The following is a 23,387-nucleotide window of genomic DNA, read 5'->3' as shown; positions in this document are numbered from 1 at the left end:
GGCCGGCCGGCGCCATCCGGCGCGGCATCGGCCGGCGCTGACGACGGTGCGGAAACCAGCGCCGCTGGCTTACTTGCGGACCTTGGCAATTTCAGCCTGCAGTTCCTTGATCACGTCGGCGCCGCCTTCGGCCGCGAACTTGTCGAACGCCGGCTTGGCCTTCTCGCGCATGCGCGCCAGTTCGGTGTCGCTCACCACGCTGACCTGCATGCCCTTTTCCTTCAGGAAGTCGATTGCCTTGACCGACGCTTCGCGGCTGTCCTTGCGCTCGAAGTCGCGCGATGCCACCGCCGCCTCCTGGATCGCCTTGTGCTCGTCAGCCGACAGGCCATCCCACCACTTCTTGCTGGCCAGGACGATCCATGGGCTGTAGACGTGCTTGGTGATGGACAGGTATTTCTGCACTTCGTAGAACTTGCTCGACTGGATGGTGTTGACCGGGTTTTCCTGGCCGTCGACGGTCTTGGTCTCCAGCGCGGTGAACAGCTCCGAGAACGGCAGCGGCACGGCATTGGCGCCGAAGCTGTTGAACATGTCGATGTAGACCGGGTTCTGCATCACGCGCAGCTTGATGCCCTGCATGTCTTCCATCTTCGCAACAGGGCGCTTGGTGTTGGTCAGGTTGCGGAAACCGTTTTCCCAGTAAACCAGGCCAACCAGGCCCTTTTCCTGCAGCTTGGCAGCCAGCTTCTGGCCGAACGGGCCGTCCAGCACCGCGTCGGCTTCCTTTTCGTTGTTGAACAGGAACGGCAGGTCATAGACACCGAAGTCCTTGACGATGCCCACAAGCGTGGCGGTCGAGCCGACCATCATTTCCTGGGCGCCGCCAATCAGGGCGTTCTGCATCTGCGTGTCGCTGCCGAGGCTGGCATTGCCGAAGGGGCGCGCCTTCAGCTTGTTGCCGGTGCGCTTGGCCAGGTCGTCGGCGAAGAACTTCACCGCGCGGCCCTGGTTGCTGTCTTCGGCCAGGCCATAGCCGAAACGGATGATGCGCGGCTTGTAGTCAGCCGCCTGGGCGGCGCTGGCAGCGCCGCTCATGGCCAGTGCCAGGACGATGGATTTAACGAGAAACTTCATGACTCCTCCGGTTTTTTAAGATGAATGATCGGGCACTACTGCGGATACGAAGAACAATTAACGGAACCACACCATGGGAGCGGTGATGATGCCGGGGAAAGCGATGAACAGCGCCAGCAGCGCGGTATAGGCCATCAGGAATGGCCATACCCCGCGGGTTGCGCTCTCCATCGAAATCTTTGCCACGCCGCACACCACATTGAGGACGGTGCAGATCGGCGGCGTGATCAGGCCGATGGTGCCGACCAGGATGAACATGACGCCGAAGTAGATCGGGTCGATGCCGGCCTTGACCGCCACCGGCAGCAGCACCGGGCCCATTACCAGGATGGTGGGCGTGAGGTCCATCACGATGCCCACTGCCAGCAGCAGCAGCATGATGGCAATCATCAGCACATACGGGTTGCCCATCAGCGGCTGCAGCATCTCGATGGCCAGCGCCGGCAGGTCGGCCAGCGTTACCATGTAGGACGACACCACGGCGGCGGCGCACAGGAACATCACGATGGCGGTGGTGTTGGCCGCCTCCACCAGCAGGCGCACCACGTCTTTCGCCTTGACTTCGCGGTAGACGAAGACGGACACCACCAGCGAATACACGGCCGCCACCACGGCCGCCTCGGTCGGCGTGAACAGTCCGCCGCGCAGGCCGCCCAGGATCAGCACCGGCAGCATCAGCGCCCAGACGCCATCGATCAGCGCATGGCGACGCTCGGCCCAGCTGGCCTTGGGCTGCGCCTTCACATTCATCTTCGGCACCAGCCTGGCCCAGACGGCGATCAGCACGACACCCATCAGCAGCCCCGGTACCACGCCGGCCAGGAACAAGCTGCTGATCGAGGTGTTGGTGGTGACGCCATAGATGATGAAGGGCATCGACGGCGGAATGATGGGCGCAATGATGCCGCCGGACGAGATCAGGCCGGCGCTCTGCGGTACCGGATAGCCGTGGTCGCGCATCATCGGGATCAGCAGGGTGGCCAGTGCCGCGGTGTCGGCGATCGCCGAGCCCGACAGGCTGGCCAGCAGCACCGATGCGGCGATGGCGACATAGCCCAGGCCGCCGCGCAGATGGCCGACCATGCTCACAGCCAGGTTGATGATGCGCTTGGAAATGCCGCCGGCATTCATCAGTTCGCCGGCCAGAATGAAGAACGGCACTGCCATCAGCGGGAAGTTGTCGGCGCCGGCCAGCAGGTTCTGCGCGACGATCTGCGCATCGAAGAAATCGAGATGGAACATCAGCGCCACGCCGGTCAGCACCAGCGCGAAGGCGATAGGCATGCCGAGGATCATGAAGAAGATCAGGGCGCCGAGGAAGATGGCGAGCGTCATTCGATCACCCCCACGGCTGCCTGATCAGCGGGAATGTCGCCGGGCACCACGGCCTTGTCGCTGCCGGTGATGATGCGCACCAGGTTGACCGCCACGAGCAGCGTCATCGACGCCGCGCACAGCAGGCCGGCCGAGGCCATGAAGGCATTCGGAAAGCGCAGCACGGTGGAATAGGTGTCCAGGCCGATCACGGTCTGGTTCCAGCTGCCGTACAGGAACAGCCACAGCGCGTACAGCATGAACAGGTGGCTCACCACCGCGCAGGCGCGCCGCGCCTTGGGCGAGAGCCGCTGCTGCAGCATTTCGACGCCGATATGGGCATGGTGGCGCAATGCCAGGATCGCGCCCAGGAAGATCAGCCAGACGAACATCAGGCGCGCGACTTCCTCCGCCCATGCCAGTCCCGAGCCGAACGCATAGCGCAGGACCACGTTGCCGAATACAAGTACCACCATGATGGCAAGCGCAAGCGCCATCAGCCATTCCACGAGGCGTTCAAGCCGTGGCGCCAGGGTTTTCATTTCGTCTCCTTTTGATTTTCTGGGGTTGCCTGTGCATCCGCGCCGCATTGCTGCGCGATCTGCGAAATCAGTTCTTCCGGCGCAAGGCGGATATCGACCTGGAAGCCGCGCTCGTCGGCCTGTAGCGGCTCGAGGTCGCGCAACTGGCTGTCGAGAAGCGCCGGCGGCATGAAGTGGCCGGGCCGCGCCTGCATGCGCGCTGAAATCAGGGCGCGCTCGCCGTGCAGGTGGATGAAGGTCAGGTCGGGGTCGCCGCTGCGCAGCAGGTCGCGGTAATGGCGCTTCAGGGATGAGCAGGACAGCACCAGGCCGACGCCCTCGCTGCGCGCCCCGGCGATCCTGTCGCGCAGCACCGCAAGCCAGCCGGCGCGGTCATCGTCGTCGAGCGGCGTGCCGGCGCTCATCTTGGCCACGTTGGCGGCCGGGTGGAAGGCATCGCCTTCGACGTAGGCAGTGCCGAGGCGATCCGCCAGCCGCTGCCCGATCTCGCTCTTGCCGCAACCGCTGACGCCCATGACGACGTAGCGGCCGGCAGCGCCGGTGGGCGCCGTTGTCTCTTGATTTTTCAATTCTTGCTCGCTGCGATGATAACGCTAACAGGGCGGAATAATAATACTTCCATTCGATTAGTAAAGGACTTTATTTGGTGCGGCGCATCAAACGGAGGCGCGAAGGCATGGCCGGCACTACCTCAGGCAGTGATGCGTCGACGGCAGATGAGCCGCTTCCCGACAATGGCAATGCGAGAATCTTCCTTAACTACAATGCCGTATTGAAACTGGTGGTAATGGCCCGCTTGAACGCTTCGTCTGCCTAGCTGTTTTCATGTGTCGCGCAATCGGTTCATAGAACGGTTCATCCGGTATGGCAGTTACAGCAATCGTGACGCGGCTTCACGTTATCCGAAGCCATGGCAGGCAAATGCCGATACATCATGAGAGCGTTATCAAGCCAAGGACGCGTAGGTGTAATACCCCAAAGGGGCATTACACCGATGGTCGTTGAAGAAAAATGGCCGCCAATGTCGCCCCGGTTCGCGACGATGGTGCAATGCCCCTTCGGGGTGTTGCACCCTACGCCATTAAGAAGATCGCATCGATGCCGGGTGCGCCACACCGGGGCTTGCATCATGCTGCTGGTCCGGCCGAACGCGCGCCAAAAGCAAGGACAATGCGCAGGATTAAGTACCGCGCCGCGGAATGCCAACCGCATTACCGCAGAGCGCAATGTCATCGTGCCGGCACATCACGAACAGCATTTGCAGGTCAGGAGCAACGGCAACCAGAACCGCATTTGCATGCCGCTGCTGCATCAGAATTTCATTGCAAGCCCCACCCGCAGTGTGCGGGGCTCGGCCGGATGGGTATGGATATCGTTGACGGCAGCCGGCTCGGTGGCCAGGCGCGAGGTGTAATAGTAGTCGATGTCGCTGACGCGGCGGTCGAGCAGGTTCAGTATCTGCAGGCTGACCTTCACATCCGGCGTGAGCGCATAGGCCAGCCTGGCGTTGAGCAGCGTGGACGCTGGCGAGCGCACCGTATTGTCCTCCACCAGCGGCCGGCCGCCAAAGTACCGCAGCCGCACGCCGCCCGACCAGCGTCCCTGTTCGCCGGTGACGCCAAATGCCGCAGTGCGCCTGACCGCGCCGGGAATGGCCGAGCCGGCCGGGTCATCGTCGCTGAAATGCGCGCGCGACCATGACAGGTCGAGGTCGACGATCCAGCCCGGCGCCGGCACATAGTAGTTGGCCAGTTCAATGCCGCTGCGCCGGCTCGGCCGGCTGGCTTCCGTCGTGCCGGCGTCGCCGACGAAAACCAGTTCCGAATCCAGCAGCAGGCGCCAGACCGACAGCGTGGTCTGCAGGCCGGGCAGCAGCCCGCTGTAACGCACGCCGGCTTCATAGCCGGTAGTGCGCACCAGGGGCGTGGCGCGGATCACCGGTTCGCCATCGGCGTTGCGGCCGGTGCCGGTGCGCGGGTCCACCGTGCCGGTGACGCCGCGCGCATCATTGCTGTGGAAGCCCCTGCCCCAGTTCAGGTACAGCTCGCTGTTGGCGGCGGGACTGAAGATGGCGGCAAGCTTGGGGCTGACGATGGTGGCATCGACCTTGCCGGAGTTGGCGGGCAGATTGCTGGTCACATCGAAGCCGTAATGGTCGGCGCGCACGCCGGCCACGGTGCGGAACCAGGGCAGCCAGCGCGTGGTGTTGGAAGCGAAGATGCCGGCCGAGCGTTCGGTCACCTCGTCGCGCCGGGTAGTGGACAGCCGCTGCTGCGCGGCGGTCCCATACAGCGCCACCGGGGAGAGGCGATCGGCGCGCAGCTGCACGCCCAGCGTGGTCTCCATGTCGAGGCCGGCCGTTGCATGCTGCCAGCTGCGTTGGGCATTGAAGCCACCCACGGTGCGGCGCTCGGACTGGTTGAACTGGTCGCCGTTGATCGGGTCGTCCAGTGCATAGGTGAAGTTGCTGTAGAGGTCCAGCCTGGAGCGGATCAGGTAGGCATTGATGCGGGCGCTGCCATCGGCATAGCGGCCCAGCCAGTCGGCCGACAGGCTGTAGCGCGCAGTGCTGCCGCCATCGGTCGGGTCGATCGCGCCATAGCGGCCAACCAGGCCGCCAGCCAGCGCACGCTGCGGCACCTGGTCGGTGGCATTCCAGGATGACTGCATCGCCATCGCGGTGACGCGGGTCTCGTCCGCACCGTTTTTCAGGCTATAGGACAGCACGCCGTTGTAGCGCTTGTACTGTTCGGGCCGGTCCCAGGGACCGTTCTGGCCGGCGCCCTCGATCGCATACAGCAGCGTGCCCGGGCCCATCGCCGACGAATTGGCCAGCAGCGCGCGCCGGTAACGATGCTCGCCGGCTTCCACGCTCAGCAGGCCGCGGGGAAGCGCGCGCAGATAGTCGAACGCGGCGGCGCCGGCGGACGCGAAATCGCCTTCCTCGGCATAGTAAGGCCCCTTCTTGTACTGGATCGTGCCGACCAGTTCGGGAATGATAAAGTTCAGGTCCGAGTAGCCCTGGCCGTGGGCATGGCTGGGCATGTTGACCGGCATGCCCAGCACCGTGGTCCGGAAGTCGGTGCCATGGTCGAGGTTGAAGCCGCGCGCGAAATACTGGTTGGCCTTTCCATCGCCGGAATGCTGGGTGACGATCACGCCCGGCACGGCTTCGAGCAGGGCGCCGGTGCGCTGCAGCGGCCGGTTCTCCAGCTGCTTCCCGGTCACAGTGCCCTCGGTGGCCGAATCGGCCGCGCCGATGGGGTTGATCAGGCTCGATTCCACCACCACCGGCGCCAGGGTCTTCTCGCCGGGTTCGGCCGCCGCAGCCACAGCGATGGACGAAAGAAGCAATACGGGCGCTGCGTAAAGCATGTTCATGGAATGGCCGGGTCGGGTTGATGTGAGGTACGGCAAAACGCAGCCATTCTATGCGGTAATCCCGCCTCGATGTGTCGCGTCGGCAAGCACTGTTGATGCTTTACCGTGCCGGGCCGGTGAGCGCGATGACCTGTGCCCTGCCACCCAGCCCGCTGCGTTCAAGCCAGCGGAACACGGAGTCGGCGGTCACAGTCTCGATGCGGTCCGCATAGCGCTTCTCGTTCGGATGATCGTCGAAGGCGATATTGGCCGACGAGATGCGACCGCCCAGCCGCGTCAGCGCATCCAGCCTGAGCGTGGCCGGCTCATAGTCCTGCGCCATCAGCCAGGCCTGCGCCTTCATGCGGCTGGCGTTGGCCGGCAGCATGGCCGCGGCCATGGTCTCGATCACATACTGGTTGGACTGCTGATAGCGGGTGGCCCAGGCATAGGCGGCCATGCTGTAGGGCCGGTGGTGCATCTGCAGCGCGCGCTGCTTGTCGCGCATGAATGGCAGCAGCTTCTGCTGCCATTCACGGTTGGGCGCTGCGAACGCGGCTTCATAGCGGAATGGGTCGGAGAGGAAGAACTGGCCCAGGCCCTGCCGGTATATGGCGGCATGGTCGCTGCCGCATTCATTGAGCTTGTGCAGCACGCGCCATACATGGCCGCCATGGCCGTCCGGCTCGCGATAGGCAAAGCCCAGGTGGGAATACTGCACGCCATACTTGCGCAGGTCCTGGCCGACGCGGGCCAGCAGCACCAGGTCCTGGCCGCTGGCGTCGAGCGCCTCGCGGGTACGCTCGGCCAGCGCCATGCCGCGCGTGACCGCCTGCACGGTCGGCGGCTTTTCATCGCAATTGCGGCCGGCATGGGCAGCGGTGCTGAATGCGCAGCAGGCAAGCAGCATCAGGCTGGCAAGGCATTGGATCGCTTTCATCGCCGTCTCCTAGTAGGACAGTTGTTCATCGTGCAGCAGCGCGCGTCCGATCGCATTGGGAATGAAGGCAATCGCCTGGCCCGCCGCCGACAGCACCACGCCCGAGCCGATCACGCTGCAGCCAACCACGCTGCCCACCGCAAGCGACGCGCCGGCCACGCCGCGCCCGACGATCTCGACACTGGCGCGGGCGCCGTCCGAAGCCCGTTCCAGCACCAGCACCATGCCGCGGGCGCTGGCTTCGACCGCGGTCACCACCAGCACCGCGCCGCTCACGGACAAGGCCAGCGGGATCGCGGCCACCGAGCCGGCGACGGCGCTACCGCCGATCACCGAGGCCATCGGCAGGGCCGACAGTGCGCTGAGCGCGGAGCCCTCGCCGTGCGCGTGGGCCGGGCTGGCGGCGGCAATGGCCAGCAAGATTGCGGCAAACCAGTTCAACAACGTGCGTTTCATGATCTCTCTCCTTTGCTCAGTGTCAGATTCGTTATCAGGACTGGTTCAGGCCGCGCTGTCTTCGCCGCCGCATTCCAGCAGATCGGCTTCATGGCGGTCGCGCAGCATCTTGGCCAGGGTGAAGGCGCTGGTCACCAGATACAGCCAGGCCACGCCGAGGAATGCCTTGTAGGTGCCGTTGATGTCCATGCGCAGCAGGCCCCATGCGGTCAGCGCCATCGCCAGCAGGAAGCCGGACCAGACCACATAACGGAACATCGGCGTGTCGGCGCGGCCGCCCTGGCGCGCCTTCTGGTTGTCGCGCACCATCTTCGACAGCACGAACACATTCGACAGGCAGAAGAGGTAACCCATGATCATGAACACCCGGTCGAGGTCGGCGCCGGGCAGATAGGCCAGGCCGACGCCGCACAGAAAGACGGCAATGGCAAACGAGATCCAGACCTGCATCTGCCATGCGCCGGAATCGCGAATCATGATGGTTTTCATCGTTTTCTCCTTCAGTGGTTGGGGTAGGCGCAGTATTGGCCAGCCCTGCCATGAAGTCTCGAAATACGATTCCGGTCGAACATTTTTAACCATCGGGTATCATATTTCGATACTTTATGGAGGCTTCATGAGCACCACCGCCACCCTGATCGACGCGCTGAAGCAGGAACTGAAAACAGCCGGCATGACCTATGCCACCCTGGCCGGCAAGCTGGGCATGGCCGAGTCCAGCGTCAAGCGCATGCTGGCCAGGGGGGAAATGCCGCTATCGCGGCTGGATGCGATCTGCGCCGCATTGAAGATTGATTTCGCCGACCTGGCGCGCAGCGTGGCGGATGCAAGGCCGCTGCTGGCCGAACTCACGCTGGCGCAGGAGAAGGCGGTGGTGGCCGACAAGAAGCTTTTGTTGACGGCCATCTGCGTACTCAGCCAGTGGACGCTGGAGCAGATCACCGCCTATTACCGCATGACGGAAGCCGAGACCATCGCCCGGCTGGTGCGGCTGGACCGCCTCGGCATCATCGAGCTGCGTCCGCTGAACCGTTACCGGCTGAAGCTGGCCAAGACATTCCGCTGGCGGCCGCACGGCCCGGTGATGCACTTCTTCCGCGAGCATGCATTGCTCGACTATTTTTCAGGCGGCTTCGACCGGGAAGACGAGTCGCTGATGCTGGTGCACGGCTCGATCAGCAAGAGCCTGGCGCCGTCCTTCATCGAGCGCATGCAGCGGGTGGCGCAGGATTTCGCGCAGGCGCACCAGGCCGACCAGAAGCTGCCGGCGCAGCACCGGGAAGGCTATACGCTGCTGCTGGCCATGCGGTCGTGGGACTTCGAGGGATTCGAGGCGCTGCGCCGTCGATGAGGCAGGTTTAGAGCGAGATTACCGAAAAGGCAGGCATGAAAAAGCCGCGGTCCGGCAGGCGCCGGCCGCGGCTGCGTGATGCAGAAAATCCGATTACTTCTGGTCCACCACGCGGGCCTGCGCCTTGGTCTGCGCCTTGGACAGGTCTGCCGCGGCATCGCTGACTTCCTTCTGCGCCTTGCGATTGGCCTTGAGCTTCTTGCGGTCGGCGTCGGCGTCGGCCTTCACATTGGCCTCGGCTTCCTTGTTCAGCGCGCGGTTGGCCTTTTCATTGGCCTTGATGGCGGCGCGCTCGACGTCGCCCTGCGCCTTCACCTCGGCCTTGGTGTCCTGCGCATGGACAGCGGTGGACAGTGCGAGCGCAGCCAGTATCGCCAGTATCTTGTGCATTTATTTCTCCCAAAAATGCCATTAGGACATGGCTTGCCGTAATGAAGTTCATGCCGACCGCGCCCTTCCATGCGTGCAATCAAGCCTGGCTGGCCTGGTCCAGCAGGCTGAGCTGTTGTGCTGTCAGCGCAAGGCTGACGGAGCGCACCAGGCTGTCGACCTGTTCGACGCTAGTGGCGCTGGCAATCGGCGCGGTCACGCCCCGCTGGGCGATCAGCCAGGCCAGCGCGACTTCGGCCGGCTTCGCGCAAGCCTCGGCCGCGACCGCATCCAGCGCCGCCAGCACCCGCATGCCGCGCGGATGGAGGTATTTCTCTACACGGCCGCCGCGCGCGCTCTTGCCGAGGTCATCGGCCGAGCGGTATTTCCCGGACAGGAAACCGGAAGCCAGGCTGTAATAGGTGATCACGCCCAGGTCTTCGGCGATGCACAGGTCGCGCAGCGACGATTCGAAGCCGGCGCGGTCGAGCAGGTTGTACTCGGGCTGCAGCACGGTATAGCGCGGCAGCTTGCCGGCGTCGGCCGCATCGAGCGCGGCGCGCAGCTGCGCATTGTCATAGTTGGAGCAGCCTATTGCCCTGACCTTGCCCTGCCTGAGCAGCGTGTCGTAGGCGCCCAGGGTTTCCTCGATCGGCGTGGCGGGGTCGGGATAGTGGCTCAGGTAGAGGTCGATGTGGTCGGTCTGCAGCCGCCGCAGCGAGTCTTCCACCGCGGCCACGATGCGGCGCGCCGACAGGCCCTTCTTGTCAGGCCCGAGGTCGACGCCGACCTTGGTGATCAGCGTGATCCTGCCGCGGCGCGACGCATCCGCCGCCAGCCACTTGCCGATGATGGTTTCGGATTCGCCGCCGACATGGCCGGGCACCCAGCGCGAATAGGCGTCGGCGGTATCGATCGCGTCCAGGCCGGCGTCGGTAAAGCGGTCCAGCATGCCGAACGATGTCGCCTCGTCGGCGGTCCAGCCGAACACATTGCCGCCGAATACCAGCGGCGCGATTTCCAGGCCGGAACGGCCGAGCTTGCGTTTTTCCATGATGCTGTCTTCCTCTCGTAGGGTGGCATGCCTGCAGGTTTGCAGGTTCTTGGCAGACAGGCATTATGTCGGACCGCCGCAAACCGCGCCGGGCATGGCGCAATGTATAGTTCGCGCCACGCCGGCCTGCAGGAATGCAAAATCGCGCCGTCACTCCAAGTACAATCTGTTGATTTTGGGCAGCTTTCCGGCTGACCTAGCCCTGCAACCACCGACCATCTCTCCCGGATATCTCATGAACGACGCGGCAACCCTAGGCGCACTCAACGGCACACTGTTATTTGCGGGTCCCGGCAATTTGCTTCCGGCCATCGTGGCCGGCATTCTCGGCCTGCTGATCGGCAGCTTCCTCAACGTGGTGATACACCGCATGCCGAAGATGATGCAGCGCGAGTCGGACAACTATGTCGCCCAGGAAAGCGGCCAGCCGCTGCCGCACATGGAGCGCTATGACCTGGTGCTGCCGCGCTCCGCCTGCCCGCACTGCGGCCACCAGATCACGGCGCTGGAAAACATCCCGGTGCTGAGCTACCTGGCGCTGGGCGGCAAGTGCAGCCAGTGCAAGGCGCCGATTTCCATCCGTTATCCGCTGGTGGAAGCGCTGACCGGCGCGCTGTCGGCCTGCATGATCTGGCATTTCGGCAGCGGCGCAGCCGGGATGGCCTCGCTGGCCTTCCTCTGGCTGCTCATCGCCATGACCTTCATCGATGCCGACACCAAGCTGCTGCCGGACGACCTGACCCTGCCTCTGATGTGGCTGGGCCTGCTGATCAACCTCAACGGCGCCTTCGTGCCGCTGCGCGAGGCCGTGATCGGCGCCGCCGCCGGCTATCTGTCGCTGTGGTCGGTGTACTGGCTGTTCAAGCTGGCCACAGGCAAGGAAGGCATGGGCTATGGCGACTTCAAGCTGCTGGCGGCGCTGGGCGCCTGGATGGGCTGGACCATGCTGCCGCTGATCATCCTGCTCTCGTCCATCGTCGGCGCGGTGGTCGGCATCTGCCTGATCGCCTTCACCAAGCGCGGCCGCGACAACCCGATTCCGTTCGGCCCCTACCTGGCCGCCGCTGGGCTGATTGCGCTGATCTGGGGCAAAATGCTGGTCCAGAGCTATCTCGGCTTTCCGCTGTAGAGGCAAGCGACAAGGAGGTCTTATCATCGATTCCCCGTTTTCGATCGGCCTGACGGGCGGCATAGGCAGCGGCAAGAGCCTGGTGGCCGACATGTTCGCCGCGCTCGGCGCCTCCCTGATCGACACTGACCAGATCGCGCACCAGCTCACCGCGCCGGGCGGCCTGGCCATGCCGGCCATTCTCGAGCAGTTCGGCGCTGAATTCATTGCCAAGAACGGCGCGATGGACCGGGCCCGCATGCGGGCCGAAGTCTTTTCCGATCCGCTCGCCAAGAAACGGCTGGAAGCCATCCTGCATCCCCTGATCCGCACCGAGACAGAACGCGCCGCCAGCGAGGCAAGCGGAATTTACCGGATCTTTGTCGTGCCTTTGCTGGTCGAATCCGGCAAATGGAAGGAGCGGGTATCGCGGGTGCTGGTGGTGGACTGTCCGGAAAGCCTGCAACTGGCGCGCGTGATGGCCCGCAACAATCTGCCCGAGGACCAGGTCCGCGCCATCATGGCGGCGCAGGCGGCACGCGAAGAAAGGCTGGCGGCGGCCGACGATGTGATCGTCAACGACGCCGACATTGCCGCGCTGACGCCGCAGGTCGAACGCCTGCATGCGCTCTACAGCCGCATCGCGCGTGGAGAACCGCTGCCGGACGCCGGGCAAATGCAATAAGAATTTGCCAAGTTTGTAATATCATGCTGGTTCTTCAAATCTTCCGGCATGAAGCGGAACCCACTGTAAAGGGATGTCACTTTGATCGTCTACGAATACCCTTTCAACGAGCGTATTCGCACGTTGTTGCGGCTGGAAGACCTCTACGAGAAATTCCTGTTCTTCGTTCGGCAGGCGCATCCGCTGCAACATCACGTGGCGCTGTCCACGATCTTCGAAATGCTGGAAGTGGCCGGCCGCGCCGACCTGAAATCGGACCTGCTGCAGGAACTGGAGCGGCAGAAACAAACGCTGCTTGGCTTCAAGGCCAACCCCAACGTGCAGGCCGAGGCACTGGACGCGGTGCTGGATGAGGTCGACAGCATCAGCGCGGCGCTGATCGCCTCAGGCGGCAAGACCGGGCAGAACATCCGCGACAATGAATGGCTGATGAGCATACGCGGCCGCACCATCATTCCCGGCGGCGCCTGCGAATTCGACCTGCCGGCCTATTACGCCTGGCAGCACCGGCCGCCGCAGCAGCGCATGGAAGACATCTCCGCCTGGTTCGCGCCGATGGCGCCGCTGTTTTCCGCGCTGACCTTCGTGCTGCGCCTGCTGCGCGAAACCGGCCGGCCCACCAAGATCATCGCCCAGGCCGGCAGCTTCCAGCAGATGCTGCAGGGCAAGGTGTATCAGATGCTGCGGCTGACGCTGGACGAGCGGCTGGGCGCGATTCCCGAGATCTCGGCCAACAAGTACATGCTCTGGGTACGCTTCACCACCCAGGACGGCGACATGAAACCCAGGCCCTACGACCACGACGTGCCGTTCGACCTGGCGCTGTGCAATTTTTGAGATGGAAGTGCAATGGTAGCAATCGTCAATTGCCCGACCTGTGGCAAGAAAGTGGAATGGACCGAGGCCAACAAGTACCGCCCCTTCTGCTCCCATCGCTGCAAGCAGATCGACCTCGGCGCCTGGGCCGAAGAGAAATATGTGATTCCATCGGTCGAACCTGTGGACGACGAAGAGAGCGACGGGAACTCGCCCTCGTGATCCTTGCGCCCGCAGCGGTCGAGTGAGGCGTGCAGCACCATATGCCCACGCTGGAAGAGCTGATCGGCCGCCTGACGAAGGCACAATACGCGCAACTAAGCCAATCGGGCGACATCTGGCAATGCCTTTCTCCCTTCGGCGAGCTGACCTGGGATGCTTTCGTTTCGCAACTGCACGAACCGGTATTGATCCGCAATATCCAGTTTTGCCGCTCGCTGGCCATCCGTATCATTGACGCGCAGGGCGGCATCGACCGCTCCCAGTTGCAGGACTGCATCCGGGGTCTGACCCATTACCGCTATTGCCTCGATCCCTGCAGCCCCTATGAAAGCCGCGCCCGCGGCCATGCGCTGGCGCTATTGCAACGGCTGGCGACAGAAGAAGCGCTGGGCAAGGCCTTGCTGACCATACGCACGCCGACCGAAAACCAGCATGCGCAAAACCTCGTGCGCCACACCCTGGCCTTGCCGGAGCGGTCGATACTGACCGACGCCCATGTGCGCCAGGCCTGCCTGTGCGTGCTGCTGAGCTACTTCCGGCAGAACGTCGGCTCGTGCTTCGCCACGGCGCCAGGCATCATCGTCCAGACCAATCATCCGCGCCAGCTCCTGCAAGACTTGCATGCGCTGCTCGACACGGCAAAACTCGAACGCTATTTCGACGGCGTGGGGCTGGAAGTGCCCCTGAGCCGCAGCGCCGGCATTGCCGATTACAAAAGGCCGATCGCGCCTCACCCCGATCTGCCGGACAGGATGCGCCGCTTCAGCCACTCCCCCGCCTTGAGCGCCGCGCTGCAGGCAGCGGGACTGCTGACGCATCTTTCAAGCCAACAGCGCCTGGAAACACTGGTGGACTGGCTGACTCCCGCTGCGCAGGCTTATACCGCCAGGCACGGCGATCGTCCATTGAGCGTCGAGCAATTGCTGAAATGGATAGGCATGCGCGCATTCGACATCGATGAGCCGGATCTGCAACGGCACGCACTGTCTCCCCAACCGATCATCCAGGATGGCATGCTGGTGCATCTGTCCTTTGTCCGGGATGAAAAGCACGACGCCTGCGACGCCTTCTGGCGCGCCTTCGGCCAGATGGAGACCGCATTCAAGCGCTACGGCGAAAATCCCCTGCTCAAGGCCTGGGAATACACCCTGGCATCGCTGACGGACCACACTTCCGGCTTTACCAGGTCCAATCTCTACCATAGTCTTGGCATCGATCCCAGGCAGCCTTACGGCATTGGCCACATCGTGCAACTGAGCATTCAGGAACTGCTGGACGAGTACAACAACCTGATCACCAGGCATGCGCGCAACCATGAGCAGCTCGCCATGCGCGCCCACAGCCTGCAGCATCGCCTCAATACGAGCGACGGTCCCAGCTGGCCTTATCTCAAGATGGACTACAACCAGGTGGTCAGGGAATTGCGGGAGGCCGAGCGAAGCGCGCGGCAGGCCCACCATACCGCCCATTATCTGGCGAGCCTGTTTCAACATTTGCTGAACCGGTATCTCGGCTGGTTCGCCGAATTTTTCCAGGAGATCTACGATCCCGACCTGCACGGCGATAGCGAGGACAACTATGCCGATGCGCCAGCCGGCTTCCGCCTGTATTTCAAGCCAGCGCGCTCGCAAAGCAGTCAATGGCAAGCCATTCATGACGAAAAAACTTTTACGCAAGCCCTGCAGGAATTTTTCCGGGTAACGGAAATCTCGCTGCTGGCGGCGGAAGACAAGAGCATGCACGACGTGTTGCGCGACCTGGTGACCCATATCGTGCGGCACATCATGGACCCGGAATTCATGCGGCAGGCGCAACAGCGTCTTGCGGCAAGCAAGGGCGGTTCATCCCAACTCGGACGCGATTGCACACCCTGGGCCTATATTTCGGGCGGCTCGGTCGAGACCCTGCTGCATGCCTATCTCAGGAAAGGCAGCAACGTGCAGGAATGGAGCCGGCACATCGGGAATCCGGTCGAGTTGTTCGAATTCACTGTGTCCTGCGCCAGGCAGATCCATGCCTATGAGACGCAGCCTGGCAAGCAGGCTGGCCGCCTGCACGATGTGGTGATGTGCTCGCCGACGCATGCGTTTTCCCTCAAGCCCTTCTGCACGCCTTTTCAGAAATGCTGGCGCACGGCAGCCGATGCGCGGTTGTGGCTGGATACCCATCTCCTGCTGCCGGCGCAGCAATTTTATCGGGGCATTACCCTCGATGCGGCGATGCAGCGGCATCTGTTTGCGCAGCTGACGGAGCAAGCGGTTTCCCTGCCCAGGCTGCGCTGGCCGGCCGCTGCTTCCCGCGCTCAATTTCGCCGCCGCGTGCTGGAGCCTTTGCCGCCGGGACGCTTGCGGCGCTATGTTGCCGAAGTCGTGGATGGCTTGCTATATCGCAGCCTGCCTTTGATCAGCGAGGATCAGGCGCTGCGCCATTGCGGCAAATTGCTCAAGCAGGCGCAGCTGCAAAGCCCGCGTCTGCCCGCCGTGCTGGCCGACCTTTTTGCCAGATTGCCGTCCCAACCCTACTGGAGCGCGGATGCGCTGCAAAAGCTGGCGCTCGGCGCGCTGCTCACGGAACGGCAATGCCTGTTTGCCGAAGAGGACTGGCAGCAGCGCATCGCGGATGCAGCGCGGCATCTGCGCTTGGCGGCGCCGCATCCCGTCATCTTCGCCGACAGCAATTGGTTCGGCTGGGAGTTCGCCTTCGCGTATAACCCCGGCAGCGAAGAACTGGATATCTGGCAGTGCGATTACCTGGGGCGCCAGGCTCAGCCGGTGTCGCTGGAAAAGTGGGGGGAGTGGCAAATCATCGCCCACGACTTTTCCAGGCATGAGGAATGAATCGGGAAACGCGGCAATGACCGTGTGCAGCCGCGGCTTCAGAGTGCGCCAGCCTTGCCCCGCAAGCGGTCCAGCCACTCGATCAGCGGGATGGTCGCCGGCAGCAGCGGCTCGACGTCGACGCTGCCCTGCCAGGAAAAGGCCTGCCCTTCCAGGCTTTGGGGCTCGCCCTGCCATTCCCGGCTGATGTAGAAATGCAGCCGCACATGGGCATGCGGATAGACATGCTCGACACAGCACCATGGCTCGGCCGACACCACCGTGATCCCTAGCTCCTCGACGAACTCGCGACGCAGGGCATCTGCGATGGATTCATACTCTTCGACCTTACCGCCCGGGAATTCCCAGTAGCCCGCATACGGCTTGCCTTCCGGCCGCTGGCCCAGCAGCACGTCGCCGTTGTCGCGCATCAGGATGCCGACCGCGACATTGATCGGCGCAGTCATCAGGCGGTACCGCGACCGGCGTAGTCCCGGGCAAACTGCCAGGCCACCCGGCCAGAACGGGAGCCGCGCTGCAGCGCCCAGCGCAGCGCATCGCCGCGAGCCGCCTCCACCTGCTGGTCATTGCAGCCGAAATGGCGCAGCCAGTGGCCGACGATGTCGAGATAATCGCCCTGCTTGAAGGCATAGAAGGTCACCCACAGGCCAAAGCGCTCGGACAGCGAGATCTTCTCTTCCACGGTTTCGCCGGGATGCAGGTCGCCGTCCTCGTCATGGGTATAGGTGGCATTGTCGGACATGCGCTCGGGCATCAGATGGCGGCGGTTGGACGTGGCATAGATCAGCACATTGTCCGACTGCGCGGCGATGCTGCCGTCCAGCGCCGTCTTCAGCGCCTTGTAGCCGCTCTCGCCTTCCTCGAAGGACAGGTCGTCGCAGAAGATGACGAAGCGCTCGGGGCGGGCGGCCACCAGTTCGACGATGTCGGGCAGGTCCACCAGGTCATCCTTGTCGACCTCGATCAGGCGCAGGCCCCGCGCCGCATATTCATTCAGGCAGGCCTTGATCAGCGAGGACTTGCCGGTGCCGCGGGCGCCGGTCAGGAGCACGTTGTTGGCGGGCCGGCCGGACACGAACTGCAAGGTGTTCTGCGCGATCTGCTCCTTTTGCGGGCCAATGTGCTGCAGGTCGTCCAGCGCGATCGGCGCCATGTGACGCACCGGCTGCAGCCTGCCGTGGCCATTGCTCTTGCGCCAGCGGAAGGCATGGCCGGCATCCCAGTCGGGCGCGGCATTCGCGGCCTGCGGCAGCAGGGTTTCAATGCGCGCCAGCAGCGCTTCGGCACGGGACAGGAAGGTATCGAGTTGGGTCATGATGGCAATGCGGCGCCCGCAGGCGCCGCCGTCAGGTCGGAATCGGTTGAAGGATCAGGAACGGTAGTCGGCGTTGATGCTGACATAGTCATGCGACAGGTCGCAGGTCCAGACCGTGGCCCGGGCAGCGCCGCGCGCCAGCTTCACCCGCACCGTGATCTCGCTCTGCTTCATCACGCGCTGTCCATCGGCTTCCTGGTAGTCCGGATTGCGGCCGCCATTCTTGGCGACCCAGACATCGTCCAGATACAGGTTGAGCTTGCTGACATCGAGGTCGTCCACGCCCGCATAGCCGATGGCGGCCAGGATGCGGCCGAGGTTGGGGTCGGAAGCGAAAAAGGCGGTCTTGACCAGCGGCGAATGGGCGATCGAATAGGCAACCTTGTGGCATTCCTCGACGCTCGCGCCCTCTTCCACCGTCACCGTGATGAACTTGGTCGCGCCTTCGCCGTCGCGGATGATCATCTGCGCCAGTTCCTGCGACAGCGCCACCACGGCCTGTTCAAACAGCGCATAGTCGGCCGAGCCGGGCGCGCCCACATCCACGCCCGAAGCGCCAGTGGCGATCAGCATGAAGGAGTCGTTGGTCGAGGTATCGCCGTCGATGGTGATGCAGTTGAAGGACTGGTTGGCGGCCGTCTTCACCAGTTCATTCAATACCGGCTGCGCCACCCTGGCATCGGTGGCGACATAGCCCAGCATGGTCGCCATGTTGGGCTTGATCATGCCGGCGCCCTTGCTGATGCCGGTCAGGGTAATGGTCTTGCCGCCGATCTCCACCGTGCGCGACGCCGCCTTGGGCTGGGTGTCGGTGGTCATGATGGTTTCAGCGGCGTTGTACCAGTTGTCGGCATTCAGGTTGGCGATCGCCTGCGGCAGGCCGGCCCTGATGCGGTCCACCGGCAGCGGCTCCAGGATCACGCCGGTGGAAAACGGCAGCACCTGCTGCGCATCGCAGCCCAAAAGGCCTGCCAGCGCCTCGCAGGTCTGGTTTGCATGCGCGAGACCTGTTTCACCGGTGCCGGCATTGGCATTGCCGGTGTTGACCACCAGCGCCCGTATGCCCTTGCCGGCCGCCAGGTGCGACTGGCATACCTGCACCGGCGCCGCGCAGAAGCGGTTGGTGGTGAACACGCCGGCGACAGTAGCGCCGGGCGCCAGGCGCATCACCAGCACATCCTTGCGGTTGGCCTTGCGCACGCCGGCTTCGGCATGGCCGAGCTCGATGCCGGGCACCGGCTTCAGGTGAGCGGCGACGGGAAGGGGAAGATTGACGGCCATGGCTGCTTGCTCTTTTCTTTCAGATAACGGTAATGATCAGCGATCAGGACAGGCGTCCGTGGCACTGCTTGTATTTCCTGCCGCTGCCGCATGGGCATGGATCGTTGCGGCCGACCTTGGGCACCTCGGTCACGTCCGGCATCGCGCCGCCCTGGGTCGAGCTGTCGGGCGACATCAGTTCTTCAGGCGCCAGCGCCGGGTTGAAGTCGGCATGCTGGTAATGCACATTGCCCACCGGCTGGTGCGCCAGCTGCTCCTCGGCCGCATCGATTTCCTCGCGCGACTCGATGCGCACCGTCATCACGATGCGCACCACTTCATTGCGGATGAGGTCCAGCATCTGGCCGAACAGCTCGAAGGCTTCGCGCTTGTATTCCTGCTTCGGGTTCTTCTGCGCATAGCCGCGCAGGTGGATGCCCTGGCGCAGGTGGTCGAGCGCGGCCAGGTGCTCGCGCCAGTGGCTGTCGACGCTCTGCAGCATCACGCTGCGCTCGAAGCCGGCGAAGGCTTCCTTGCCCACCACCGTCACCTTGGCGTTGTAGGCATCGTCGGCAGCCTTCAGCAGGCGTTCCAGCAGGTCTTCATCGGTCAGGTTGGGCTCGGCCGCCATCATGGCCGTCAGAGGCACCTGCAGCTGCCATTCATTGGCCAGTTCCTGTTCCAGGCCGGCCAGGTCCCACTGCTCTTCCAGCGACTCCTCCGGCACGCGGGCGCGGAACAGGTCGGTAAACACGCCCTGGCGCAGCGAGGCAATCATTTCGGAGACGTCATGCGCTTCCAGCAGCTCGTTGCGCTGCTGGTAGATCACCTTGCGCTGGTCGTTGGCGACGTCGTCGTATTCCAGCAGCTGCTTCCTGATGTCGAAGTTGCGGGCCTCGACCTTGCGCTGCGCCGACTCGATCGAGCGCGACACGATGCCGGCCTCGATCGGCTCGCCTTCCGGCATCTTCAGCCTTTCCATGATGGCGCGCACCCGGTCGCCGGCGAAGATGCGCAGCAAGGGGTCGTCCAGTGACAGGTAGAAGCGCGAGGAACCGGGGTCGCCCTGGCGCGCCGCGCGGCCGCGCAGCTGGTTGTCGACCCGGCGCGACTCGTGGCGCTCGGTGCCGATGATATGCAGGCCGCCGGCCTTGACCACATGGTCATGCAGCGACTGCCATTCGTCGCGCAGCTTCTGCGACCGCTGGGCCTTCTCGGCGTCGGACAGCGACGGGTCGGCTTCGATCAGCTGCACCTGCTTCTCGACATTGCCGCCCAGGACGATGTCGGTGCCGCGGCCGGCCATGTTGGTGGCGATGGTGATCATGCGCGGGCGGCCTGCCTGCGCGACGATTTCCGCTTCGCGCGCATGCTGCTTGGCATTGAGCACATTGTGCTCGAGCTTGGCCTTGGTCAGGATGGACGACAGCAGTTCGGAGTTCTCGATCGAGGTCGTGCCCACCAGCACCGGCTGGCCGCGCTCGTAGCAATCCTGAATATCCTTCAGCATCGCATTGTATTTTTCCTCGGCGCTCTTGTAGACCTGGTCCTGGCGGTCCTTGCGCTGGTTCGGCCGGTTCTGCGGCACCACCACGGTTTCCAGTCCGTAGATTTCCTGGAACTCGTAGGCTTCGGTGTCGGCCGTGCCGGTCATGCCGGCCAGCTTGCCGTACATGCGGAAGTAGTTCTGGAAGGTGATCGAGGCCAGCGTCTGGTTCTCGTTCTGGATGCGCACGCCTTCCTTGGCCTCGACTGCCTGATGCAGGCCGTCGGACCAGCGGCGGCCGGTCATCATGCGGCCGGTGAATTCGTCAACGATCACGACTTCGCCGTTCTGCACCACGTAATGCTGGTCCTTGTGGTACAGCACATGGGCGCGCAGCGCCGCGTACAGATGGTGGATCAGGGTGATGTTGGCGGCGTCGTAGAGCGAAGCGCCTTCCGGCAGCAGGCCCATGCTGGTCAGGATCTGCTCGGCCTTTTCATGGCCGGCCTCTGTCAGCAATACCTGGTGCGCCTTCTCGTCCTTGGTGTAGTCGCCCGGCACTTCCACGGTGGACTTGCCGTCCGGCTTTTCCTCGCCGATCTGCAGCGTCAGCAGCGGCGGCAGCGCGTTCATCTTCAGGTACAGGTCGGTATGGTCTTCGGCCTGGCCGGAGATGATCAGCGGCGTGCGCGCCTCGTCGATCAGGATCGAGTCCACCTCGTCGACGATGCCGTAATGCAGCGCGCGCTGCACCCGGTCGGCGGCATCGTAGACCATGTTGTCGCGCAGGTAGTCGAAGCCGAACTCATTGTTGGTGCCGTAGGTGATGTCGGCGGCATAGGCGGCCTGCTTGGCGCTGTGCTCCATCTGCGACAGGTTGATGCCGGTGGACAGGCCGAGCCAGGCGTAGAGCTTGCCCATCCATTCGGCGTCGCGCTGGGCCAGGTAGTCGTTGACGGTGACGATGTGCACGCCCTTGCCGGCCAGCGCATTCAGGTAGGCCGGGAGCGTTGCCATCAGCGTCTTGCCTTCGCCGGTGCCCATCTCGGCGATCTTGCCATTGTGCAGAACCATGCCGCCGATCAGCTGCACGTCGAAATGGCGCATCTTCAGCACCCGCTTGCTGGCTTCACGGCAGACCGCGAAGGCTTCCGGCAGCAGCGCGTCGAGCGCCTCGCCCTTGGCGATGCGCTCCTTGAAGGCAGGGGTCTTGGCTTGCAGTTCGGCATCGGAGAGTTTCTCGACGACAGCCTCGAGCGCATTGATCTCGCGTACGGTCTTCTGGTACTGCTTGAGCAGCCGCTGGTTGCGGCTGCCGAAAATCTGGGTCAGTAATGACATGCTTGGAGTCTAATAAGGGCGGCGTGGAAAAAACCTCGCGCAAACCACCATGATCGCGTCGAGCAGAATAGGGATTGTTGCCAAATCGGGGGATTTTAGCATGCAGCCCCAGGAGCCTGCGTGGTAGAAGGCAGCGAAGCGAAACGGGCGAGAAGCGAGACCAGTTTGGCAGCGCCGGCAAGCCCAGGGTGGGGCCCTGGGCGCAGGCGGTGCTGGCGAAATGGGCCGCTTTCTCGCCCGTTGCAGCCGCTGCCTTCTACCACGCAGGCTCCTGGCTCGATTGGGCCTACCCTCCCGGAAACGATGTCTGGTCAAACTTTACCCGTTTCCCGGCCCGACCGCGGTCACTTGCCCTTCTGCGCCGTCCTGAATGCCTGGTCGGCGCCGGCCGCCAGGAATTTCGACGGGTCCTGCTGCACGCCCATCACCAGCACCTCGAAATGCAGATGCGCGCCGGTGGAGCGGCCGGTGGAACCGACATCGGCCACATGCTGGCCACGCCGCACGATGTCGCCGACCCGCGCCAGCAGCCGCGACGCATGGGCATAGCGGGTGACGAGGCCGTTGCCATGATCAACCTCCAGCATGTTGCCGAACTGGTGATGGTATTCCGAGGTCACCACCACGCCGCCGGCCGCGGCCGCGATCGGCGTGCCGGTGGGCGCGGCGAAGTCGACGCCTTCATGGAAGGTGCTGCGGCCATTGAACGGATCGAAGCGCCAGCCGAAGCTGGACGCGTTGTAGCCAACCGCCACCGGCTGGCTGGTCGGCAGCAGCTTGGCCTGGACCCGTTCCCGCATCAGTGCGCTTTCCACCACGTTGAAATAATCGGCGCGATGCTCGACGTCCCGTGCAAGGGTATCAAGCATCTGCTGGAATTCCTGCACGCCCAGTTCCCGTGACGGATGGCTGGACGGCTCGGCGCCGCCGCGTCCGGGCTTTTCGCGGAAATTGAATTCCTCGGGCCGCACCCCGGCCAGGCCCTGCACCCGCTCGCCCAGCGCATCCAGGCGCACCAGCTGCGCCTGCAATTCACCCACCCGGGTAGCCATCTGCGCCAGGCTTTTCTTCACCTGCGGGTCCGGCGCCTGCGCCTGCGGCGCGGCGCCCGATACATGCACGGTGCGCGCAAATGGCAGCCTGTCGGCCAGTCCGGTCGCAACGCCCAGGTAATACAGCATGCCGGCCATCGTCAGCACACAAAAGGCAAAGGCCACGGCAAACAGCGCAACATGACGCGGCTTGAGCGTCAGCGACTTTGCCTGCGTCATTCTTGGATGCAACAGAATGATCTGCATCTTGTTCCTTAATCAAACTCAATCGTGCGATGTGATACGCTAAGCCGATGATTAGTTCACAAGGATTTCCGCGCAATCTGGTGCGCGGCATCAAAACACCCGCCGCGCACGACGCGGCTTCTTACCTTGGCGCAAATGAAAAGATGGCGCTGCTGTTACCCGCTGTCAGGCGCATGGCACAGTTGCAGAAGGCCTGCGCGGCCATCCTGCCCGACATGTTCGGCTATTGCGAAGTGCTCCTGTGCAGCGCCGAGCAGCTGGTGCTGGGCGTGCCGAATGCCTCGGTCGCCGCGAAGCTGAAAAACAGATTGCCGAAACTGCAGGAAAGCCTGGCGGCGCAGGGATGGCAGATCGGCTCGATACGTCTGAAGGTACAGGTGCGGCCCACCAACATGCCCAAGCCGGTGCCGGTGAAGCAGCTGCGCCTGCCGCAGCAGGCGGTATCGGCCCTGGCGGAACTCGGCGACACGCTGGAAAATTCGCCGCGCAATGAAGCGCTGCGGGCAGCGATCGCGGCCATGGTCGGCCGCCATCGCAAGTAATTCAGATCTCTAGA

Annotated in this window: 22 protein-coding genes; 7 read left to right on the top strand and 15 right to left on the bottom strand. The window is 63.8% G+C overall.

Annotated elements, in window-relative coordinates:
- Positions 1 to 69: 69 nt before the first annotated feature.
- The 8 genes from KTQ42_RS00785 to KTQ42_RS00750 all read right to left on the bottom strand — a co-directional run bounded on the left by KTQ42_RS00785 (position 70) and on the right by KTQ42_RS00750 (position 8,178).
- Complete coding sequence (locus tag KTQ42_RS00785; RefSeq protein WP_217343760.1) at positions 70 to 1,077, bottom strand: TRAP transporter substrate-binding protein; 1,008 nt, start codon at positions 1,075 to 1,077, stop codon at positions 70 to 72.
- A gap of 57 nt (positions 1,078 to 1,134) precedes the next feature.
- Positions 1,135 to 2,412 carry a TRAP transporter large permease subunit gene (locus KTQ42_RS00780; RefSeq protein WP_217343759.1) on the bottom strand — a complete coding sequence of 426 codons (1,278 nt, stop codon included), beginning with the start codon at positions 2,410 to 2,412 and terminating at the stop codon, positions 1,135 to 1,137.
- Complete coding sequence (locus KTQ42_RS00775) at positions 2,409 to 2,933, bottom strand: TRAP transporter small permease (protein WP_217343758.1); 525 nt, start codon at positions 2,931 to 2,933, stop codon at positions 2,409 to 2,411. Before KTQ42_RS00775 ends, KTQ42_RS00780 begins: the two co-directional genes overlap by 4 nt.
- The gene (locus KTQ42_RS00770; protein ID WP_217346760.1) at positions 2,930 to 3,448 is read right to left on the bottom strand and encodes a gluconokinase; all 519 of its coding nucleotides are present in this window, start codon (positions 3,446 to 3,448) and stop codon (positions 2,930 to 2,932) included. The genes KTQ42_RS00775 and KTQ42_RS00770 overlap by 4 nt, the downstream gene beginning before the upstream one ends.
- A 796-nt stretch (positions 3,449 to 4,244) precedes the next feature.
- Positions 4,245 to 6,314, bottom strand: a complete 2,070-nt coding sequence (locus KTQ42_RS00765; protein WP_217343757.1) for a TonB-dependent receptor — start codon at positions 6,312 to 6,314, stop codon at positions 4,245 to 4,247.
- 100 nt (positions 6,315 to 6,414) lie between these two features.
- Positions 6,415 to 7,233, bottom strand: a complete 819-nt coding sequence (locus tag KTQ42_RS00760; RefSeq protein ID WP_217343756.1) for a DUF2145 domain-containing protein — start codon at positions 7,231 to 7,233, stop codon at positions 6,415 to 6,417.
- 9 nt (positions 7,234 to 7,242) lie between these two features.
- Entirely contained in the window at positions 7,243 to 7,689 is a 447-nt protein-coding gene (locus KTQ42_RS00755; RefSeq protein WP_217343755.1) for a hypothetical protein, read from the bottom strand.
- Between the two features lie 45 nt (positions 7,690 to 7,734).
- Complete coding sequence (locus tag KTQ42_RS00750; RefSeq protein ID WP_217343754.1) at positions 7,735 to 8,178, bottom strand: YiaA/YiaB family inner membrane protein; 444 nt, start codon at positions 8,176 to 8,178, stop codon at positions 7,735 to 7,737.
- Positions 8,179 to 8,305: 127 nt separating this feature from the next.
- On the opposite strand from KTQ42_RS00750, the gene KTQ42_RS00745 reads away from it, so the two are divergent.
- Positions 8,306 to 9,040, top strand: a complete 735-nt coding sequence (locus KTQ42_RS00745) for a helix-turn-helix transcriptional regulator (RefSeq protein WP_217343753.1) — start codon at positions 8,306 to 8,308, stop codon at positions 9,038 to 9,040.
- Positions 9,041 to 9,133: 93 nt separating this feature from the next.
- On the opposite strand, the gene KTQ42_RS00740 is transcribed toward KTQ42_RS00745, so the two are convergent.
- Positions 9,134 to 9,430 carry a hypothetical protein gene (locus tag KTQ42_RS00740; RefSeq protein WP_217343752.1) on the bottom strand — a complete coding sequence of 99 codons (297 nt, stop codon included), beginning with the start codon at positions 9,428 to 9,430 and terminating at the stop codon, positions 9,134 to 9,136.
- Positions 9,431 to 9,509: 79 nt separating this feature from the next.
- Positions 9,510 to 10,463, bottom strand: a complete 954-nt coding sequence (locus tag KTQ42_RS00735) for an aldo/keto reductase (RefSeq protein ID WP_217343751.1) — start codon at positions 10,461 to 10,463, stop codon at positions 9,510 to 9,512.
- A 235-nt stretch (positions 10,464 to 10,698) separates the two neighbouring features.
- Here KTQ42_RS00735 and KTQ42_RS00730 point away from each other — a divergent pair, with 235 nt between their 5' ends.
- From KTQ42_RS00730 to KTQ42_RS00710, 5 genes are all read left to right on the top strand, one after another.
- Positions 10,699 to 11,592: an A24 family peptidase gene (locus KTQ42_RS00730; RefSeq protein WP_217343750.1), complete on the top strand. Its 894-nt coding sequence runs from the start codon at positions 10,699 to 10,701 to the stop codon at positions 11,590 to 11,592.
- A 22-nt stretch (positions 11,593 to 11,614) separates the two neighbouring features.
- Positions 11,615 to 12,256: a dephospho-CoA kinase gene (gene coaE / locus KTQ42_RS00725; protein ID WP_217346759.1), complete on the top strand. Its 642-nt coding sequence runs from the start codon at positions 11,615 to 11,617 to the stop codon at positions 12,254 to 12,256.
- 81 nt (positions 12,257 to 12,337) lie between these two features.
- Positions 12,338 to 13,093: a cell division protein ZapD gene (gene zapD, locus KTQ42_RS00720; RefSeq protein WP_217343749.1), complete on the top strand. Its 756-nt coding sequence runs from the start codon at positions 12,338 to 12,340 to the stop codon at positions 13,091 to 13,093.
- Positions 13,094 to 13,105: 12 nt separating this feature from the next.
- The gene (gene yacG, locus KTQ42_RS00715; RefSeq protein ID WP_217343748.1) at positions 13,106 to 13,294 is read left to right on the top strand and encodes a DNA gyrase inhibitor YacG; all 189 of its coding nucleotides are present in this window, start codon (positions 13,106 to 13,108) and stop codon (positions 13,292 to 13,294) included.
- Positions 13,295 to 13,335: 41 nt separating this feature from the next.
- Positions 13,336 to 16,131: a hypothetical protein gene (locus tag KTQ42_RS00710; RefSeq protein ID WP_217343747.1), complete on the top strand. Its 2,796-nt coding sequence runs from the start codon at positions 13,336 to 13,338 to the stop codon at positions 16,129 to 16,131.
- A 38-nt stretch (positions 16,132 to 16,169) separates the two neighbouring features.
- Here the strand turns inward: KTQ42_RS00710 and KTQ42_RS00705 are convergent, their stop codons facing one another.
- The 5 genes from KTQ42_RS00705 to KTQ42_RS00685 all read right to left on the bottom strand — a co-directional run bounded on the left by KTQ42_RS00705 (position 16,170) and on the right by KTQ42_RS00685 (position 22,831).
- Positions 16,170 to 16,577, bottom strand: coding sequence for an NUDIX domain-containing protein (locus KTQ42_RS00705; RefSeq protein ID WP_217343746.1), 408 nt, complete (start codon positions 16,575 to 16,577; stop codon positions 16,170 to 16,172).
- On the bottom strand, positions 16,577 to 17,446 hold the full coding sequence (locus KTQ42_RS00700; RefSeq protein ID WP_217343745.1) for an ATP-binding protein: 870 nt from the start codon (positions 17,444 to 17,446) through the stop codon (positions 16,577 to 16,579). The genes KTQ42_RS00705 and KTQ42_RS00700 overlap by 1 nt, the downstream gene beginning before the upstream one ends.
- Positions 17,447 to 17,500: 54 nt before the next feature.
- Positions 17,501 to 18,727, bottom strand: coding sequence for a bifunctional glutamate N-acetyltransferase/amino-acid acetyltransferase ArgJ (gene argJ / locus KTQ42_RS00695; protein WP_217343744.1), 1,227 nt, complete (start codon positions 18,725 to 18,727; stop codon positions 17,501 to 17,503).
- Between the two features lie 43 nt (positions 18,728 to 18,770).
- A complete protein-coding gene (gene secA, locus KTQ42_RS00690; RefSeq protein WP_217343743.1) occupies positions 18,771 to 21,533 on the bottom strand; it encodes a preprotein translocase subunit SecA in 2,763 nt (920 codons plus the stop codon).
- 344 nt (positions 21,534 to 21,877) lie between these two features.
- Complete coding sequence (locus tag KTQ42_RS00685) at positions 21,878 to 22,831, bottom strand: M23 family metallopeptidase (RefSeq protein WP_217343742.1); 954 nt, start codon at positions 22,829 to 22,831, stop codon at positions 21,878 to 21,880.
- A gap of 47 nt (positions 22,832 to 22,878) precedes the next feature.
- On the opposite strand from KTQ42_RS00685, the gene KTQ42_RS00680 reads away from it, so the two are divergent.
- Complete coding sequence (locus KTQ42_RS00680; RefSeq protein ID WP_217343741.1) at positions 22,879 to 23,373, top strand: hypothetical protein; 495 nt, start codon at positions 22,879 to 22,881, stop codon at positions 23,371 to 23,373.
- Positions 23,374 to 23,387: the final 14 nt, after the last annotated feature.

Source organism: Noviherbaspirillum sp. L7-7A (assembly GCF_019052805.1).
In the GTDB taxonomy this organism is placed as follows: Bacteria; Pseudomonadota; Gammaproteobacteria; order Burkholderiales; family Burkholderiaceae_D; genus Noviherbaspirillum_A.
This window is presented reverse-complemented; position numbering and strand designations above follow the sequence as displayed.

Bases quoted from the DNA above. Each gene is read 5' to 3' on its own strand.
- KTQ42_RS00785 (WP_217343760.1), bottom strand. From the start codon at position 1,077: ATGAAGTTTCTCGTTAAATCCATCGTCCTGGCACTGGCCATGAGCGGC.
- KTQ42_RS00780 (WP_217343759.1), bottom strand. From the start codon at position 2,412: ATGACGCTCGCCATCTTCCTCGGCGCCCTGATCTTCTTCATGATCCTC.
- KTQ42_RS00775 (WP_217343758.1), bottom strand. From the start codon at position 2,933: ATGAAAACCCTGGCGCCACGGCTTGAACGCCTCGTGGAATGGCTGATG.
- KTQ42_RS00770 (WP_217346760.1), bottom strand. From the start codon at position 3,448: ATGGGCGTCAGCGGTTGCGGCAAGAGCGAGATCGGGCAGCGGCTGGCG.
- KTQ42_RS00765 (WP_217343757.1), bottom strand. From the start codon at position 6,314: ATGAACATGCTTTACGCAGCGCCCGTATTGCTTCTTTCGTCCATCGCT.
- KTQ42_RS00760 (WP_217343756.1), bottom strand. From the start codon at position 7,233: ATGAAAGCGATCCAATGCCTTGCCAGCCTGATGCTGCTTGCCTGCTGC.
- KTQ42_RS00755 (WP_217343755.1), bottom strand. From the start codon at position 7,689: ATGAAACGCACGTTGTTGAACTGGTTTGCCGCAATCTTGCTGGCCATT.
- KTQ42_RS00750 (WP_217343754.1), bottom strand. From the start codon at position 8,178: ATGAAAACCATCATGATTCGCGATTCCGGCGCATGGCAGATGCAGGTC.
- KTQ42_RS00745 (WP_217343753.1), top strand. From the start codon at position 8,306: ATGAGCACCACCGCCACCCTGATCGACGCGCTGAAGCAGGAACTGAAA.
- KTQ42_RS00740 (WP_217343752.1), bottom strand. From the start codon at position 9,430: ATGCACAAGATACTGGCGATACTGGCTGCGCTCGCACTGTCCACCGCT.
- KTQ42_RS00735 (WP_217343751.1), bottom strand. From the start codon at position 10,463: ATGGAAAAACGCAAGCTCGGCCGTTCCGGCCTGGAAATCGCGCCGCTG.
- KTQ42_RS00730 (WP_217343750.1), top strand. From the start codon at position 10,699: ATGAACGACGCGGCAACCCTAGGCGCACTCAACGGCACACTGTTATTT.
- yacG (WP_217343748.1), top strand. From the start codon at position 13,106: ATGGTAGCAATCGTCAATTGCCCGACCTGTGGCAAGAAAGTGGAATGG.
- KTQ42_RS00710 (WP_217343747.1), top strand. From the start codon at position 13,336: ATGCCCACGCTGGAAGAGCTGATCGGCCGCCTGACGAAGGCACAATAC.
- KTQ42_RS00705 (WP_217343746.1), bottom strand. From the start codon at position 16,577: ATGACTGCGCCGATCAATGTCGCGGTCGGCATCCTGATGCGCGACAAC.
- KTQ42_RS00700 (WP_217343745.1), bottom strand. From the start codon at position 17,446: ATGACCCAACTCGATACCTTCCTGTCCCGTGCCGAAGCGCTGCTGGCG.
- argJ (WP_217343744.1), bottom strand. From the start codon at position 18,727: ATGGCCGTCAATCTTCCCCTTCCCGTCGCCGCTCACCTGAAGCCGGTG.
- secA (WP_217343743.1), bottom strand. From the start codon at position 21,533: ATGTCATTACTGACCCAGATTTTCGGCAGCCGCAACCAGCGGCTGCTC.
- KTQ42_RS00685 (WP_217343742.1), bottom strand. From the start codon at position 22,831: ATGCAGATCATTCTGTTGCATCCAAGAATGACGCAGGCAAAGTCGCTG.
- KTQ42_RS00680 (WP_217343741.1), top strand. From the start codon at position 22,879: ATGATTAGTTCACAAGGATTTCCGCGCAATCTGGTGCGCGGCATCAAA.